16 protein-coding genes are annotated in these 16994 nt (G+C 61.0%); 6 read left to right on the top strand and 10 right to left on the bottom strand.

Going from position 1 to position 16994, the window contains the following annotated elements; genetic code table 11:
• The first annotated feature begins 70 nt into the window (after window positions 1–70).
• From cgtA to PSH66_RS24585, 5 genes are all read left to right on the top strand, one after another.
• Complete coding sequence (cgtA, locus tag PSH66_RS24605; protein ID WP_003176048.1) at window positions 71–1294, top strand: Obg family GTPase CgtA; 1224 nt, start codon at window positions 71–73, stop codon at window positions 1292–1294.
• A 109-nt stretch (window positions 1295–1403) separates the two neighbouring features.
• Window positions 1404–2522 (top strand): glutamate 5-kinase, encoded by a 1119-nt coding sequence (gene proB / locus PSH66_RS24600; RefSeq protein ID WP_003176047.1) that lies wholly within the window; start codon window positions 1404–1406, stop codon window positions 2520–2522.
• A gap of 16 nt (window positions 2523–2538) precedes the next feature.
• Complete coding sequence (locus PSH66_RS24595; protein WP_003176046.1) at window positions 2539–3003, top strand: CreA family protein; 465 nt, start codon at window positions 2539–2541, stop codon at window positions 3001–3003.
• Between the two features lie 101 nt (window positions 3004–3104).
• The gene (locus PSH66_RS24590; protein WP_003176045.1) at window positions 3105–3587 is read left to right on the top strand and encodes a glutathione peroxidase; all 483 of its coding nucleotides are present in this window, start codon (window positions 3105–3107) and stop codon (window positions 3585–3587) included.
• A gap of 170 nt (window positions 3588–3757) precedes the next feature.
• Window positions 3758–4861: an NADH:flavin oxidoreductase gene (locus tag PSH66_RS24585; RefSeq protein ID WP_003176044.1), complete on the top strand. Its 1104-nt coding sequence runs from the start codon at window positions 3758–3760 to the stop codon at window positions 4859–4861.
• 42 nt (window positions 4862–4903) lie between these two features.
• On the opposite strand, the gene PSH66_RS24580 is transcribed toward PSH66_RS24585, so the two are convergent.
• Window positions 4904–6082 carry a glycosyltransferase family 1 protein gene (locus PSH66_RS24580; protein WP_003176043.1) on the bottom strand — a complete coding sequence of 393 codons (1179 nt, stop codon included), beginning with the start codon at window positions 6080–6082 and terminating at the stop codon, window positions 4904–4906.
• 54 nt (window positions 6083–6136) lie between these two features.
• Complete coding sequence (gene cysZ / locus PSH66_RS24575; RefSeq protein WP_003176042.1) at window positions 6137–6901, bottom strand: sulfate transporter CysZ; 765 nt, start codon at window positions 6899–6901, stop codon at window positions 6137–6139.
• Window positions 6902–7182: 281 nt separating this feature from the next.
• Here cysZ and trxB point away from each other — a divergent pair, with 281 nt between their 5' ends.
• Entirely contained in the window at window positions 7183–8145 is a 963-nt protein-coding gene (trxB, locus tag PSH66_RS24570) for a thioredoxin-disulfide reductase (RefSeq protein ID WP_003176041.1), read from the top strand.
• Between the two features lie 165 nt (window positions 8146–8310).
• Here the strand turns inward: trxB and PSH66_RS24565 are convergent, their stop codons facing one another.
• From PSH66_RS24565 to PSH66_RS24530, 8 genes are all read right to left on the bottom strand, one after another.
• Complete coding sequence (locus tag PSH66_RS24565) at window positions 8311–8652, bottom strand: HopJ type III effector protein (protein WP_078826018.1); 342 nt, start codon at window positions 8650–8652, stop codon at window positions 8311–8313.
• 97 nt (window positions 8653–8749) lie between these two features.
• A complete protein-coding gene (locus PSH66_RS24560) occupies window positions 8750–10000 on the bottom strand; it encodes a TIGR02270 family protein (protein ID WP_003176039.1) in 1251 nt (416 codons plus the stop codon).
• 42 nt (window positions 10001–10042) lie between these two features.
• Entirely contained in the window at window positions 10043–10969 is a 927-nt protein-coding gene (locus PSH66_RS24555; protein WP_003176038.1) for a hypothetical protein, read from the bottom strand.
• A gap of 23 nt (window positions 10970–10992) precedes the next feature.
• On the bottom strand, window positions 10993–12183 hold the full coding sequence (locus PSH66_RS24550) for a PAAR-like domain-containing protein (RefSeq protein ID WP_305427787.1): 1191 nt from the start codon (window positions 12181–12183) through the stop codon (window positions 10993–10995).
• Window positions 12183–13223, bottom strand: a complete 1041-nt coding sequence (locus PSH66_RS24545; RefSeq protein ID WP_141064792.1) for a hypothetical protein — start codon at window positions 13221–13223, stop codon at window positions 12183–12185. The genes PSH66_RS24550 and PSH66_RS24545 overlap by 1 nt, the downstream gene beginning before the upstream one ends.
• Window positions 13220–14332 (bottom strand): DUF2169 domain-containing protein, encoded by a 1113-nt coding sequence (locus PSH66_RS24540; protein ID WP_305427786.1) that lies wholly within the window; start codon window positions 14330–14332, stop codon window positions 13220–13222. The genes PSH66_RS24545 and PSH66_RS24540 overlap by 4 nt, the downstream gene beginning before the upstream one ends.
• Window positions 14333–14347: 15 nt before the next feature.
• Complete coding sequence (locus PSH66_RS24535) at window positions 14348–14794, bottom strand: DUF6484 domain-containing protein (RefSeq protein WP_305427785.1); 447 nt, start codon at window positions 14792–14794, stop codon at window positions 14348–14350.
• A 17-nt stretch (window positions 14795–14811) separates the two neighbouring features.
• Window positions 14812–16989 (bottom strand): type VI secretion system Vgr family protein, encoded by a 2178-nt coding sequence (locus PSH66_RS24530; protein ID WP_078826013.1) that lies wholly within the window; start codon window positions 16987–16989, stop codon window positions 14812–14814.
• Between the last annotated feature and the right edge of the window lie 5 nt (window positions 16990–16994).

Here is a 16994-nt window from a genome sequence, read left to right as displayed (position 1 = left end):
GCGCTCATTTTTGCAAGAGTCTTATGTCTTGGTTTTTTAAGCTCGTCCGTGCGGCGAGAGGCGTTTTGTTATGAAGTTCGTTGATGAAGTTTCCATCCGAGTAAAAGCAGGCGACGGCGGTAACGGTTGCATGAGTTTCCGTCGCGAAAAATTCATCGAAAACGGTGGCCCCAACGGCGGTGACGGCGGTGACGGCGGTTCCATCTACATGATGGCCGACGAAAACCTCAACACCCTGGTCGACTACCGTTACACCCGCCACTTCGATGCCGAGCGTGGCTCCAACGGCGGCAGCACCGACTGCACCGGTAAAAAAGGCGAAGACCTGGTACTGCGTGTACCGGTCGGCACCACGATCATCGACTCCGCCACCCAGGAAGTGATCGGCGACCTGACCAAGGCCGGCCAGAAGCTGATGGTGGTGCAGGGCGGCTGGCACGGTCTGGGTAACACCCGATTCAAGTCCAGTACCAACCGTGCGCCACGCCAGACCACGCCGGGCAAGCCGGGCGAGCAGCGTGACCTCAAACTGGAAATGAAAGTACTGGCGGACGTCGGCCTGTTGGGCCTGCCGAACGCCGGCAAAAGTACCTTTATTCGCTCGGTCTCGGCCGCCAAGCCGAAAGTCGCCGACTACCCGTTCACCACCCTGGTACCCAACCTGGGCGTGGTCAGCGTCGATCGCTGGAAAAGCTTTGTCATCGCCGACATTCCCGGCCTGATCGAAGGTGCTTCCGACGGCGCAGGCCTGGGGATTCGCTTCCTCAAGCACTTGTCGCGTACCCGTTTGTTGCTGCACCTCGTCGACATGGCGCCGCTGGATGAAACCAGCGCAGCGGATGCCGCCGAAGTGATCGTCAGCGAGCTGACCAAATTCAGCCCGGCCCTGGCCGAGCGTGATCGTTGGTTGGTGCTGAACAAATGCGACCAGATCCTCGAAGAAGAGCACGAGGAACGCGTCAAGGAAATCGTCGACCGCCTGGAGTGGACCGGCCCGGTCTACGTGATCTCGGCCATCGCCAAAGAGGGCACCGAGCGCCTGACCCGCGACATCATGCGCTACCTCGAAGACCGCGCCGACCGCCTGGCGGCCGACCCGGTGTACAAGGCCGAACTCGCCGAGCTTGACCAGCAGATCGAAGACGAAGCCCGTGCTCAGTTGCAGGCCCTGGACGACCAGCGTGCCCTGCGCCGCAGCGGCGTGAAGTCGGTGCACGACATCGGCGACGACGATTGGGACGAAGAAGACGTGGATGATGAAGACGGTCCGGAAATCATTTACGTGCGCGACTGATCCGTTGCGATAAACTTGAACGCCGCTCCCTGGAGCGGCGTTTTGGTATCCGGGTATAACGTTATGGGCGGCGCTGGGTCGCGCGGCCCTCACTCTAAGGTTGAAGATGATGCGGAGCAAAGTGACAGGTGCGCAGCGCTGGGTCGTAAAGATCGGCAGTGCGTTGTTGACGGCGGATGGCAAGGGGCTCGATCGCGCAGCCATGAGCGTCTGGGTCGAACAGATGGTGGCCCTGCATGAAGCGGGCGTGGAGTTGGTGCTGGTGTCGTCCGGGGCGGTTGCCGCCGGGATGAGCCGCCTTGGCTGGACCGCGCGACCCAGCGCGATGCACGAACTGCAAGCCGCCGCCGCCATCGGCCAGATGGGCCTGGTGCAAGCCTGGGAATCGAGCTTTGCCGAGCACGGCCGCCACACCGCGCAGATCCTGCTCACCCACGACGACCTGTCCGACCGCAAGCGCTACCTCAATGCCCGCAGCACTTTGCGTGCCCTGGTCGAGCTCAAGGTGATCCCGGTGATCAACGAGAACGACACAGTGGTCACCGACGAAATCCGCTTCGGCGACAACGACACCCTGGCCGCCCTGGTGGCCAACCTGGTGGAAGCCGACCTGTTGGTGATCCTCACCGACCGCGACGGCATGTTCGACGCCGACCCGCGCAACAACCCCGATGCCCAGTTGATCTATGAGGCGCGTGCCGATGACCCGGCACTGGACGCCGTGGCCGGCAGCGTGGGCGGCGCGCTGGGCCGTGGCGGCATGCAGACCAAGCTGCGCGCTGCGCGCCTGGCCGCGCGTTCCGGTGCCCACACCATCATCGTTGGCGGGCGCATTGAGCGCGTGCTGGATCGTCTCAAGGCCGGTGAGCGCATCGGCACGTTGCTGTCGCCGGAGCGCGGCATGCTGGCGGCGCGCAAGCAGTGGCTGGCCGGGCACCTGCAGACCCGTGGCACTCTGGTACTCGATGATGGTGCCGTGTCGGCCTTGTCCCAGGGCAACAAGAGTTTGTTGCCGGTGGGCGTCAAGTTGGTACAGGGCAGCTTCCGTCGTGGCGAGATGGTGGTGTGTGTCGCGCCCGACGGTCGCGAGATCGCCCGTGGCCTGGCCAACTACAGCGCCCTGGAAGCGCAGAAGATTATTGGACAATCGTCGGATGCGATTGTCGGACTCTTGGGTTATATGGCCGAACCGGAACTGGTTCACCGCGACAACCTGATCCTGGTTTAACCATAGGAAGTACACGATGCGCGTGATGAAGGGATTGCTCGGCCTGCTGCTGGCCATGCCGCTGCTGGCTTCGGCCGAGGAAATCGGCCAGGTGTCGACGGTGTTCAAGTTTGTCGGCCCCAACGACCGGATCGTTGTTGAAGCGTTCGATGACCCCAAGGTCGACGGTGTGACCTGCTACCTGTCGCGTGCCAAGACCGGCGGCGTCAAAGGCGGCCTGGGCCTGGCCGAAGACCGTGCTGAAGCATCGATTGCCTGCCGCCAGGTCGGGCCGATTCGCTTCAAGGGTGAACTCAAGGACGGCGACGAAGTGTTCAAGGAGCGCACCTCACTGGTGTTCAAGACCATGCAGGTGGTGCGTTTCCTCGACAAGCAGCGCAACACTCTGGTCTACCTGGTCTACAGCGACCGCCTGATCGAAGGCAGCCCGCAGAACGCGGTGACCGCCATCCCGATTTTGCCGTGGCCGACCGCTCAGTAACCCGCAGGCGAGTTTTGTCATCGGCGTCTATGATTGCAGGCTTGCGGGTTGTAATCTCCAAGCATCGTAATGCAAAGAACATGGAATATCTGGAGTTCGTCATGAGTGCTTTCCACGACCTGAAACTCAAAGCGTTGGACGGACAAGAGCTGCCGCTGGCCCCCTTCAAGGGGCAAGTCGTGCTGGTGGTCAATGTGGCGTCCAAGTGTGGCTTGACCCCGCAATACGCGGCGTTGGAAAACCTCTATCAGCAATACAAAGGCCAGGGATTTACCGTGCTTGGCCTGCCGTGCAATCAATTTGCGGGCCAGGAGCCGGGTACCGAGCAAGAGATTCAGGAATTCTGCAGCCTGAACTACGGCGTGACCTTCCCCCTGGGCAGCAAGCTTGAGGTCAACGGCCCTGACCGTCATCAGCTGTACCGCTTGCTGGCGGGCGAGGGTGCCGAGTTTCCTGGGGACATCACCTGGAATTTCGAGAAGTTCCTACTGGGCAAGGATGGGCGGGTGCTCGCACGCTTTTCCCCGCGTACTGCGCCGGATGATCCGACGATCGTCCAGGCCATCGAAAAAGCCCTGGCCTGAAGACCTCCAGGAGGCTTTTGTGGTGAGCGGGCAAGCCCGCTCACTACAGGTCAGCGGCAACCGGGTTGTGCCACTTTTACCCCTTAATCACCCAGATCAATAGTGCTACCCAGCACCTTGCGCTCCCCATATTATCCACGTCATAAACCCCGTCTTTCGTGGAGTGCCCCATGCCCGTCCAAGCCTTGTTCAAACCCTTCCAGCTCGGTGCGTTGCAACTGTCGACCCGCGTCGTCATGGCACCGATGACCCGCTCGTTCTCGCCGGGTGGCGTTCCCAACTCCAAAGTCATCGAGTACTACCGTCGCCGTGCCGCTGCCGGCGTAGGCCTGATCATCACCGAAGGCACCGTGGTCGGTCATCAAGCCTCGAATGGCTACCCCAATGTGCCGCACTTCTACGGTGAAGCCGCCCTGACGGGCTGGAAGAAAGTCGTCGATGCGGTACACGCCGAAGGCGGCAAGATCGTCCCGCAGTTGTGGCACGTGGGCAGCGTGCGCCGCATCGGCACCGAGCCCGACGCCAGCGTGCCGGCCTATGGCCCGATGGAAAAACTCAAGGATGGCACTGTGGTGGTGCATGGCATGACGCATCAAGACATCAAGGAGGTGATCAACGCCTTCGCCCAAGCCGCCAAGGATGCCCAGAGCATCGGCATGGACGGCGTTGAGATCCACGGCGCCCATGGTTATCTGGTCGACCAGTTCTTCTGGGAAGGCAGCAACCAGCGTACCGACGAGTACGGTGGCAGCTTGGCCAACCGGTCGCGTTTCGCCATTGAGTTGATTCAGGCCACCCGCGCTGCCGTCGGTCCGGACTTCCCGATCATCTTCCGGTTCTCCCAGTGGAAGCAGCAGGATTACACCGCGCGCCTGGTGCAAACCCCCGAGGCGCTGGGCGAGTTCCTCAAGCCGTTGTCCGACGCCGGCGTGGATATTTTCCACTGCTCCACTCGCCGTTTCTGGGAGCCGGAATTCGAAGGCTCCGACCTCAACCTGGCCGGCTGGACACGCCAGCTCACCGGCAAACCGACCATCACCGTCGGCAGCGTCGGCCTGGATGGCGAGTTCCTGCAGTTCATGGTCAACACCGACAAAGTCGCGCAGCCGGCCAGCCTGGAGAAACTGCTGGAGCGCCTGAACAACGATGAATTCGATCTGGTCGCCGTGGGCCGCGCGCTGCTGGTTGACCCGGATTGGGCGGTGAAGGTGCGTGAAGGTCGTGAGGGCGACATCCTGCCGTTCAGTCGTGAAGCGTTGACGACCCTGGTCTAAGCGGCGCTTGCCCGCGCTTGATCCGACGGCCCATCAAGCCCGTCAGATCAAGCGCGACGCCCCTGCAATCGCAGGCTGCTCGCCGCACGCCCCACGGAGTTGATGTTCGAACTGCTCGATAATCGCCGGCCAGCCCTGGCGGCTGGCATGTTGGCGGGCATTCAAGCGCGCCCTGCGCAACGTCTCCCGTTCTTCCAGCAGCCAAATGGCCGCATCGCAAAACGCGTTTTCATCCCCCGGCATCGCCAATACGCCGTTGTAGCCATGGCGGATATGCTGGGTGGCCGCCGCCTGGTCATAAGCCACTACGCCCAATCCTGAAGCCATCGCTTCCAACACCACGTTGCCAAAGGTTTCGGTCAGGCTGGGAAACAGGAACAGATCCCCCGAGGCGTAATGCCGTGCCAGCTCCTCGCCGCGCTGAGTGCCGCAGAACACCGCATCGGGCAGGTCGCGTTCCAGCAGCGGGCGTTGCGGACCATCGCCGACGATGATCAGCTTCATCCGGCGTTGTGGGTACGTTGCCTGCAGGGCATCGAAGCAGCGTTTGAGCAGCGCGAGGTTTTTCTCCTGGGCCAGGCGCCCAACGTGCAGCACGCCAATATCATCGTTTGCCAAGCCCCAGCTATCACGCAGGGTGTTGTCGCGCTTGGCCGGGTGGAACAGCTGGCTGTCGACCCCGCGTGACAACATCCCCAGACGTTCGAAATGCCGCCGCTCCAGTTCCAGGCGCTGGCTGGCGCTGGGCACCAAGGTCAACGTGGAACGGTTATGAAACCAGCGCAGGTAATGCGTGACCAGGCGGCTTAACAGGCTCAAACCGTACTGGTTGGAGTACTGCTGGAAATTGGTATGAAAACCGCTGACCACGCTGATCCCCAAGCGCCGCGCCGCACGCAGTGCCGACAGCCCCAGCGGCCCCTCGGTGGCGATATACAGCACGTCCGGGCGCTGCCGTGTCCAGCGCCGCAGCAGCTTGTGCATCGACGACTGGCCCCATTGCAGGCCCGGGTAACCGGGCAATGGCCAGCCACGGCACAGCAGTAATTCGTCGTCGCTGGGGCGGCTCTGGTCGGCGCCCTGGCGTGGGCGTACCAGTTCGACTTGATGGCCACGCGCACGTAATCCTTCGCACAAGCGGCCAAGGGTATTGGCCACCCCGTTGATCTCTGGCGGGAAGGTTTCGGTGATGAGGGTGATGTGAAGCAAAGCGGTCGTCATGACCCACAGTGTCGCTGTGGGCCATGTCGCCATTGTGTCATGCAGATGATGGATTTATGACCGGGTCACTTTCGGCACGGCCATCGCCTCGGCGCCTTGCTCACGCACCCAGAACAACGTAGCCCCGGCCACCGCCGCCGGCATCATCAGCAGGTTGACCACCGGCACCAGCAGCACCAGGTAGACGACGCCGCCGAAGCTCATGCTCTGCCAGCGCTTCTGGCGCAGCCAGGCGAGCATTTCGTTCCAGCCCAACTTGTGGTTGTCGGCCGGGTAGTCGATGTATTGGATTGCCATCATCCACACGCCGAACAGCAGCCACAACGGCGCCGCGATCAGGTTGACCACCGGGATGAACGACAGGATAAACAGGCCGATGGCTCGCGGCAGGAAGTAGCCCAGTTTGCGCAATTCACGGGCCAGCGTGCGCGGCACCATGGCGATCAACTCGCCCCAGCTGAAGGCCGGGAAGTCATCGGTGCCGCGTACCACCACTTCAACCTTCTCCGAGAGAAAGCCATTGAACGGCGCCGCGATGATATTGGCGAGCATCGTGAAGGTGAAAAACACCATCAGCACCACCAGCACCACAAATAAAGGCCAAAGCAGGTAATTCAGAAAACTCAGCCAATTGGGCAGGGTCGGCATCAAATGGTCGACCCACAGGCTGAATTGATGGCCGGCAAAATAGATCAAACCGACGAACAGCACGAGATTGATCATCAGCGGCAGCAGCACAAACAGGCGCAGGCCAGGGCTCAACACCAGTTTGAGGCCTTCACGCAGGTACTGCGGGCCGGAAAGAGCGGGGGCGGGCATGGAGAACTCCGAGCAAAGGGGCGAACGCGCCGACCTTACCGGCTTTGTATCCCAGGCGAAAGCGGCGACATCAGCGGTAACAAACCCATCGATTGAACGGGGTGACTGCATAGAGACCACCTATGAGCTGGATTGTTATTCCGTATTTCCTTAATCTTGCCCCCCTCTATACGCTGCACCCATTATTTTCAGGATCCGCGAGTTCAAGCCTTCCCCAAGTGCTTCGCGGTCCTTTTTTATTCCAGCCGTCTTGTAGTCCGGGCGGTCGATAGGAGCGAGTCATGTCTGATACCCGTCATTCGCGAGTGATTATTCTCGGTTCCGGCCCTGCCGGTTACAGCGCTGCCGTCTACGCTGCCCGGGCCAACCTCAAGCCGCTGCTGATCACCGGCATGCAGGCGGGCGGTCAGTTGACCACCACCACCGAAGTCGACAACTGGCCTGGCGACGTCCACGGCCTGACCGGCCCGGTGCTGATGGAGCGCATGAAAGAACACGCCGAACGCTTTGAAACCGAGATCGTGTTTGATCACATCAACAAAGTCGACTTCTCCAAGAAGCCTTACAGCCTGACCGGTGACAGCGGCGTCTACACCTGCGACGCGCTGATCATCGCTACCGGTGCCAGCGCCCGCTACCTGGGCCTGCCGTCCGAAGAAGCGTTCATGGGCAAGGGCGTTTCGGCCTGCGCGACCTGCGACGGGTTCTTCTACCGCAATAAGCCGGTCGCTGTTGTCGGCGGCGGCAACACCGCCGTGGAAGAGGCGCTGTACCTGGCCAACATCGCCAGCACCGTGACCCTGGTTCACCGTCGTGAGACGTTCCGCGCCGAGAAGATCCTGATCGACAAGCTGCACGCCCGTGTGGCTGAAGGCAAGATCATCCTCAAGCTCAACGCCACCCTGGACGAAGTCCTGGGCGACAACATGGGCGTGACCGGTGCCCGCCTGAAGAACAACGACGGCAGCTTCGACGAGCTGAAAGTCGACGGCGTGTTCATCGCCATCGGCCACACCCCGAACACCTCGTTGTTCGAAGGTGTGCTGGAAGCCAAGGACGGTTACCTGGTGGTGCAGGGCGGCCGCGAAGGCAATGCGACTGCCACCAACATCGAAGGCATCTTCGCCGCCGGTGACGTGGCTGACCACGTGTATCGCCAGGCCATTACCTCCGCCGGCGCCGGTTGCATGGCGGCCCTGGATGCCGAGCGGTACCTGGACGGTCTGCAGAACGCTTCGTTCTGAACCCGTTGAATTAAAAAAAACCGGCTGCGAGGCCGGTTTTTTTATGAGTGCAATTTAAAGGTGGGAGGGGGCTTGCCCCGGTGGCAATGTACCAGTTGATGAATAGTTGGCTGACCCACCGCTATCGGGGGCAAGCCTCCTCCCACATTTTGATTTGCATTTGACTCAGGATTTGCGGGTCAGGGGTTGTGCCGCAAATTTCACACCTGCCAGCCCGTGGGCAATCAACGCGCGAATATTGCCGTGGTCACTGCCCTGCGGCGTGGCCACCACCGAACGGTAATGTTCACCAAACGCCAGCAGCGCTTGCTGGTCGCTCAAGCCTTCCAGCAGCGCCAACCCCAAGGTCTTGCACGAACCTTCGTTTTGCCCGGCAGCGTTTTCCACGCCGCCGTTGGTGAAGCCTTGAGGCTGGTAGTCGTAGCCGGCAGCAACAAAGGCCAGGGTATCGGCAAACGCGTGTTCACCGCTGTTGAGGCTGGTGAGCAGGGTGTTCAAGTCAGTCATGATTTCTGCAGCCTTACTACTGTTATGTGAGTTTTATCGTTCATAAATCAATCATTTACCGGATGCAATTTTTTTGCGATTTTTAACTACCGAAGGATTAATCGCCCCGGACGTTCCAGCACTTCTTTTGTCGCCTGACCGGTGCGCTGGTCGGGAAAAGCACGTCGCTCGGCCGAAAGCGGGCGATACCACAGGCGGCGGCAATGCGCTGGCGTTGCAGGCCCCCGGCAAGCGCTTGCTTGAAACTGCTTTCGCTTTGAGGCAACCCCAGTATGTAGCCGACGCCTGTCTGGAAATCGCCTTCATGAGCCTGCCACCAGACGGCGATTGACTGCGGGTCGGGCCAGGGCAGGTTCTCATCGGGGTCCATGACGACATTGGAGTCCTCGGCGTCGTCGTTCGGGCCAGCATCGAAATCCGGCAACTGCTGCAGTTCCAGATTGAGCAGCGCAAGGTCTACGCCGGTCATCAGGCTGAAGGCTTCGCCGGCGACGCGGGCATAAGGCAGGTCGCTCATCTGCTGGATCAGCCACGGCACGCCGACGGGATTACCCAGCAGCCCAATGGCCTGAATGCCGATGCGGCGCTGCTCAGGGTTCTGTATCAACTGGTGTATCCAGGCGATGCTGTGCTCAGGATGTTGCCAGGCCAACAGGACGCAGAGCGCGCGGTACTGGAACTCGCCCGGTTGCTCGGCGAAGGGGCGCAGTGGCTCCAGGGCGTACTCATCGCCCATTTGTGCGGTGGCCCAATTGACCCAGAAGCGCGTCGCTGCATCTTGATGTAGACGGTGGGCACGAATGGTCGGCATCAGGTCATGCCGACGCAGCTCGCCGGCCGTGCGGGCGGCACGTGCCAGTACGCTGGGGTCGGCTTGCGAAAGCTCCGTAAGCAGCGCAGCGCCGGGATTGTGGCGATGCATACCGCAAGCGGCAAGGCCGAGGCGGCGGAACAGGGGCTTGGGGGAGGCGAGCATGCGGTCGATCCAGGGCGCTACCCACTCCCAATCGAGCCACCCCAAGGCCATCAGGTAACCTCGCTCCGTTTCCACAGCCTCTCTCACGTGCTCGCTGAGCTGCGCCAACCCGTTCGTATTGTGTGTCTCGAAGGCCAGGACCACGCCAGCGAACACCTCGCCAACCGTATGTGGGCCGAGTTGGGCCAGCAAGGTTTCCAGGCCGGCGGGGCCGGCGATACGCAGGCCATCGAGATGAGCGTCGATACGGTCTTCCAGTTTGCCGAGATCGTCCAAGTCGTAATGTGGCGCGCGTAATGCGTAGTCACGCAGGACAGCGAGGAAGCTGGCTTCTTCAGCATGCAGGTCAAGGACGACGGGAAGTGTGTTCATCAGTCGTCGCTCCTGATGCAAGGGCAGGGCAGGAGCGTTGGGTTAGTCAATTCGCAGGCACCGCGTCCAGGTCGAACCATCGAACTGCATGACATCCTTGGGCCCGATGGACCACATGATCCCGTCGGCCGCGCTCAGGTGATAACAGGTCAGTGGAACGTCGTCACCGAAGTCGACGGGCTTGAGTTTGCCGTCCTCGAGCCGGTAGACGAAATGCGTGGAAGACACATAAAGCTGTCCATTGAAAACTTCCATGCCCCAGAGGTCCTCCTCCGTGCTTTCATGTTCGATCATTTCCCACTGATCATTGCGTCCGCGAAGCAAGGTCCCGAGCTGGCCGCAGGCGTAGACGAAGCCGTCCGGCGCGCAGCGAACCTTGTAGAGCGCCAGGTTGGTCGGGCTGTTCTGCTGGGTGAAGCGGGCGCCGTCGTATTGCCAGATTTCCCCTTCCCAACCGACGGTATAGATTTCCTGTTCGCTGAAGCCATCGATGGATTCGAAGCTGGTGTCGGTGATCGGGGTGTCACCGACCTGGGCGCTCTGGTCGATGCATCGCCACTGGTCTTCGTCTTCGCGAACATAGGCTTGCCGACAGGTGCCTACGGCATAGGCTCGACCTTTGGCGATGCCACGGATTTCACGCAGAGGGCCGCGTTTTTTGGGGTCTACGCCGCAGTTGGCGATGGGGGCTTCTTCCTTTACCTCGCCACCGCCACTGGCTTCTATAGATCCATCAATGCCCAATGCCAGGAAGCGCTCAGCCGGGATATGACAGACCGTTCCTGAACAGGCAAGCCATGGCACTGTCCCTGCGTACCAGTCTCCACAGTCCAGGTTGAACATTATCGAACCGGTGTAGCCTTCGCTGATAGAAAGGTCGTTCGTAGTAATCAAATAGCTGAGATCTGAGTAGCGAACGACCCCAGTACCAATGCTGAGGCCGCGGAATGCTGGGTCTCGAGTGTCCATGTTGGTCTCCTGATGTGAGTAAATTAACGGCCACGCCTGATAGGCTTCATCTCGGCCTGAGCCTTATTGCGCTCGTCTTGATTACTGGTCATCGACGCGCAGGCATTGATCGGTTTTTCCTTGCCTGGATCCTTTACTTTGTCGTGATACTTGTTCAACTGAGCTTCCAGACATTCCTGACTGCAGTCGGAGTCCGGAAAGGTTTTCTTGGCCGCCAAGGCCCCAGTCTGCGTGGCCCTTGCCCTTGGCCACTCACCCTTTGTATCGGCTTCATGCAAGGCCACCACCCCACGCCGTGTATGCATCTGGCCGTGGGTGGCGGTGGTCTGATTGGGCCCCTCTGCACACATCACCGGGGCTTTGTCGGTCCGGTATTTGCTCCAGCCGGCTTTGGTGGGGTGCTTGCTTCTGGGTTGGCCGGGAAAGGCCGGTCCGTCGGTAAAGGACGCCGAATCGATCAGGTGGTCGCCGGTTTGTCCCGGGCAGCATCTGTTGGGTTTGAACGGCGCAAGAAAACAGCGCATCGCCTTTTGGCACGCGTCGCTGTTGATGGTCTTGGCCAGGGTCGAATACTTGCCCTGGACTTCGGCATGTTTGCCCGCATAGGCCGCATTATCTTTAAAACCGTCGCCTGCCGCGTCTTTAGCGGCTTTCCTGGCTTTGGTCGCGGCCAGTAGTGTGGTGATATCCGGGCAGATCATTTTTTGCTTGGTATCCCCGCAAGCGTCTTTTGCCCGGTCTCGTTCTCCCTCGCATTGGGACAAATCCTTGGCCAGTGCCATTCGGTCCGTGTAGGTCCAGGGCATGGTGTTGCCCGGTTGGGAGGCGTGGTTGTGGGTGGTCAGGTCCATGTGTCGGACAACGTTCTTCCCTTCGTATTTCACATCCATCGACCAGGAGGTGAAATACACCTTGCCCTTTATCTTGCTGGTGATGACGCCTTTTTTGGGGGCGTTCCCAGCCTCATCCCCATAGCTGGTCTTGAAGTAGCTCTGGTCCTTGAGCATGATTTCCTTACCACTGATCTTCACCGTCCGACTGCCCTTGGTCGTGTCCTTGGCCATGCCGGTGTTGGGGTAGGGGATGGGCACACCCAGCGGGGTAGGCGGGGCCACGGGGGGGGTGAAGCAGACATCCGGAAAGCAGGCGATCGACTTGCCGTCGGCCGATTTGCAGGACACTTCCATATTGTTGGCAAATACTTGGTTGGCCATCAGGCAGCCCTCACGGTCTGGTAGCTGAGCAGTGCGACGGCGCGTTGGCCGGCGTCGTTGCCCAGATGGCAAAAAATGTTCGGTCCTTCGCCATAGCCCTTACGGCTGGCGGCCAGCGCTACGGCGAGCATCGCCGGGCCGATGGCGGCGCCGACTTCGCCGATGCAGTCGGCCGGGTGCCAGAGATGGAAGAACTCCTTGCGTACCCGCAGGTTGCGGCTCAGGGCCAGGGAGGCTTCCTTGAAGTAATACTGTTCGCCGGAAATATCCGTCAGGCGATAATCCATCTGCTCCAACCCGCAACCGGCTTCGCTCAGGGCCGCGCGCACGGCCTGGGTCAGGCCTTCGGCGCGTAGCGGGATGTCTTCGGACTCCACCGTGGCCTGTTCCGTGCCGAAACCCAGGCCGATGCAGGTCAATTGCGGCTTTTCACTGGCAACGAGGGCGGCCAGCACCACGGCTGCAGCCCCTTCGCCGGGGATAAAACCGTTGGAGTTCTGACGGGTGAGCAGGCGCTCGCGTTGTTCGAAGGCGGTCAGCGTTGGTCCGCTAAGGAAGGAGTCGACGCCGGCAATCAGCACGTGGCGATGGCCACCCTGGTAGATCAGCGTGCGTGCATCAAGAAGTGCCACGGCGGCACTGACCCGGCCATGGGCGATGATGCTGGAGGCGGGATGAAAACGCAGGCCCAGTTCGTCTTCGATGGCGTGCAGCAGCCCTTTATCGAGACCCTCGAGGCGGCCGGGGCGCTCGAGTTCTGCCAGCCCCAGCAGCAGCGGGGTCTTTTCCGGGTCGATGTTGGGGGTGCTGTGCAGCGCCTCGGCAATGGCTCGGGCGGCCATCTTGATCAGCTTGGTGCGGCCGCGCCAGGGCTGTTCCAGCGGCACGCTGGCGGCAATGAGCCATTCACCGCCGCGATCGATAAAGCGGGTTTCCTGGAAGTTGTCGATGGCGCAGCGGATCGCCGCGCAGCTGGCCGGTGCACTGAGGCCGACAGCGCTGACCATGCCGGAGCCGATAATGCTCAGCGCACGCATCAGTGCGTTTCCTCTGGGGCGCGCCTGGCGTTTATCAGGGCGCGCAGCGACGGGTAGTAATCTTTACCCAGTTCTCGGGCGCGCCACCAGCCGGTGGACATCGTGCCGACCAGCACCTGGGCAATCTCGAACATGTTGCGCCGTAGCGGACGGGAGATACGCCAAGTCAACTGCACCTGGCGAGCGTCTGTGTCGATCAGCAGGGTGTCGATCACCGCTGACACCGTTTCATGGCCGCCTTTTTTCAGGAAAAAGGTCACCGGCACCTCCATTTCAGGGATGCGAAAGCCCGCCTGCTCCTGGGCGGTGAGGTTTAGCAGTCGTACATCCTCGCCGCCGCGCAGGTATTCGATCTGCTGGTCCTCAGGGGCGGCCTGAAAGTAGCGGGTGTCGAAGTCCGCTGGCAGAAACGGAAAGCAGTCGGCCTTCCAGGCATCGTCGTAGGTACCGGCGAAGCGCGCGCGTTGCGGCCAGCTACGAGCGATGGGGCCGAGGGCCATAGGGCGAAAATCACCACAGGGGTTGTCGATCGGTTTGCCCACTTCCTCGGTGTTGGGCATTGGCCTGCCGACGATGTAGGCGTTATCAAGGCCGCGCGGGTACCAGCCACAACCGCTTGGGTTGTCCCGGTAACCGTCACGCATTTCGGGGGCGTTCACCATAGGATGGGAGCCACCGTAGGCCTGGGCATAGGAGATGCTCTGTTCGGTAAAAGGTTGCGGCGAGCCGGGAGATATACCCAGTAGTCCCAACTGCCAGTGCCGCGGGCCAAGGACGGAAAAAGCCTTGCTCACCCGACCCACGCGAATACCCGCCGTCAACTGCGTTACGGGCCGCCCGCCGGGCGCGTAGGCCTTGCCACACACCAGCACATCGCAGAAGGGCTTGACTGGGGCGAAGTCCATTTCCTGCAGCGGGGCGCTGAGGCCCGGCTCGCCGAGGAAGGTGTCTGCCATCAATAGCGGTTGCTGACTGTCTGCGAGGGTCAGGGCGCGGCCGTCCAGCGGCAGATTAAAAGTGCCTTTGGCCACCACCACCAGGGATTCGCGCCCATCGCGGCCCATGCCCAAGGTATAGGCAGTCATCAGTTTGCTGGCATTGAGCAATTCCATCGTGCGACTACCTGCCTAGTTGATTTGCACCGAACCGCCCTTGATGCGGTTGACTCCGCTGGAGCGACTGGACAGGTAGGCGCCCTGGATAATCACTTTGCCGGCGCGGGTCAGGGTGATGCTGGCTTTGCCGCAACGCAGCACAATCTCGCGTTCTGCGCTCAACTCCAGGCACTGCTCATCCAGCCGCACGCTGGCGACGGGAGCCGGTGCGGCCTGTGCGCCAAGCAGAAGGCCGATCACCAGAGGGCGTACCGGGTCGCCATCTTCGAACATGAGCGCCACCGGGCTGCCGATATCCGCCGGGCTTAGCCGTGCGGTGCAACGAGCGACGATGCCGCTGCTGTTCGGGCAACCTGGGTAGGTGACCGTGGGCGCGCCGGCAGTCGGCAGGTCGAGCAGGGTGCCGATGACTACCCCGTCGATGCGGGCCTGGGTGGGTAGCGGGTAATGAACCGTCATATACATACCTCCATGTCCTAGTTCTGCAGGATCTTCTGCCCTTTGATCACCACGTTCTTGTTGGCCTTGATGTTGATGGCGCCGGAACCGTCGATGATGATGTTCTTGCCGCGAATCGTGATGGAGCCGTCCTTCTTCATGGTGATGCTGGACGCGCCCGTGGTCAGGGTAATGGAGTCGCCGGCGGTGAGGGAAAAGTGCTTGCCAACGTCCAGGCTGTCGTTCTGCTTGATGCTTGTGGTTCGGTTCCGGTCGACGTCACGGGATTCGTTCTGGCCGATCTGGGTACTCTGGTTGCCGTTGATCTCGATCCCTTCGTTGCCGTTGACCGTTTCATTACGGTTGCCCGTGATGTCGATGGTCTCGTTGCCACCTACCTCTTCGGTGCGGTTGCTGACGATGGTGATCTTTTCGTTGGCACCGACCTTTTCCGTGCGGTTTGCACCGATGGTGATGGTCTCGTTGCTGCCCACGTGCTCGGTGCGATTGACACCGATGCTGATTTTCTCGTTATTACCCACATCTTCGGTACGGTTCACGCCGATGGAGATGGTTTCGTTGTTGTCCACCGTTTCTGTGCGGTCGTGTTTGACGTGCACGGTTTCATCGTTATCGATGGTCTTGCTGCGGTCATGGCCGACCCAGTGGGTCTCGTCGTTCTCGACCTCGATGTCCTGGTTCTTCTCGGCGTGGATAAACAGTTGCTCCTCGCCTTTTTTGTCCTCCATGCGGATTTCATTGAAGTTGGCGGGTGAGCCGTCTTTGCTTGAACGGCTTTTCACACCGCTCTGGGTGGCATTGGCCGGCAGCTTGTAGGGCACCGTTTGTTCGGCGTTGTAGACACGACCTGTGATGATCGGCCGATCCGGATCGCCTTCGAGGAAGCTGACGATCACTTCCTGACCGATCCGCGGGATCTGCATGGCTCCCCAGTTCTTGCCGGCCCAGGCCTGGGATACGCGAATCCAGCAAGAGCTGTTTTCGTTGGATTGGTCATGGCGGTCCCAGTGGAAGTGCACTTTGACCCGGCCATACTGGTCGGTCCAGATCTCCTCGCCACTGGGGCCAACCACCACGGCGGTCTGCGGCCCGCGGACGATGGTCGTGGGGGTCAAGGGAAGGGGGCGGAAGGCCTGGCTGGCATCCATGCAGTCCAGCTCACTGATGAACTGCTCGGCCAGTTCCAAGTGCCCGCTTTCATAGAGTTCCTGGCGGATCTGATAGCGTGCGACCACCACCAGGTATTCGCGGTTCTGGTCCTCACGGTTGTAGCCAGTCAGTCTGAATAAATGGCCGGAGCCCAGGCCGCGGGCGCAGCCGCGCAACTGCACGCGCTCGAACTGGCTATGAATGGCTTCGATGCGGGTACGCGCGTAGTGCTCGCCATCGTTACTCTGTACGTATTCACCGGGATAGTCGTAGAGCGGGTAATCGGCGTTGCTGTGGTTGCGCGGCACACTGGAGCGCACATCAAGGCTGGCACGGGGGCGCTGGAAGTCATAGTCGTTCAGCGCCAGCGAACCGGATTGCACTTCCCGCGCCAGTTGCCAATCGTAGAAATGATCGCGCTCGCGCATTTGCCGATCGGGGGGGTAGAAAGGCACCGAGGCGTAGTCTGCCGCTGTGGAATGGGCACCGTAGGCGTCGGCCAGCACCAGTACGTGGCGCGCCTTTTCATGGCGAAAGTAGTAATAGATGCCTTCCTGCTCCATCAACCGGCTGACGAAGTCGAAGCTGGTTTCGCGGTACTGCACGCAGTATTCCCACTCGTGATAGCTGCCGCTCAGGCTGTCTTCGAAGTCGGAGAAACCGAGGTCGCGAAATACCTGCTTGATGATGTCCGGCACTGTCTTGTTCTGGAAAATCCGGCAATCCGAGGTGCGTGTGAGCAGCCAGAACCAGGGCCGCAGGCTGACGCGGTAGCCCGCGAACTGGCCATGGCCGGTCAGCTGTCGGCAACTGCCGACAATGCCGTGAAAGTGGCGACGGCCACCCTCGAACAGTTCCAGGCTCAGGCCCATCGGCTTGCCCAGCAACTGGTCGAACTTGATCGCCTGATCTTCGGACGTGAGGTCCAATTCGTAGTGGAACAAACGCCCCAGCTCTTCACTGCCGGTCATGCTCTGCAGCAGCAGGACATCGCCGCCGAGGGGGCTGTCCACCTGCACCCAACGGGTGTTTTGCGTTATTGCCATAAGTT

Origin of the sequence: Pseudomonas sp. FP597 (assembly GCF_030687435.1) — a bacterium.
Classification (GTDB): Bacteria; Pseudomonadota; Gammaproteobacteria; order Pseudomonadales; family Pseudomonadaceae; genus Aquipseudomonas; species Aquipseudomonas lactucae.
This window is presented reverse-complemented; position numbering and strand designations above follow the sequence as displayed.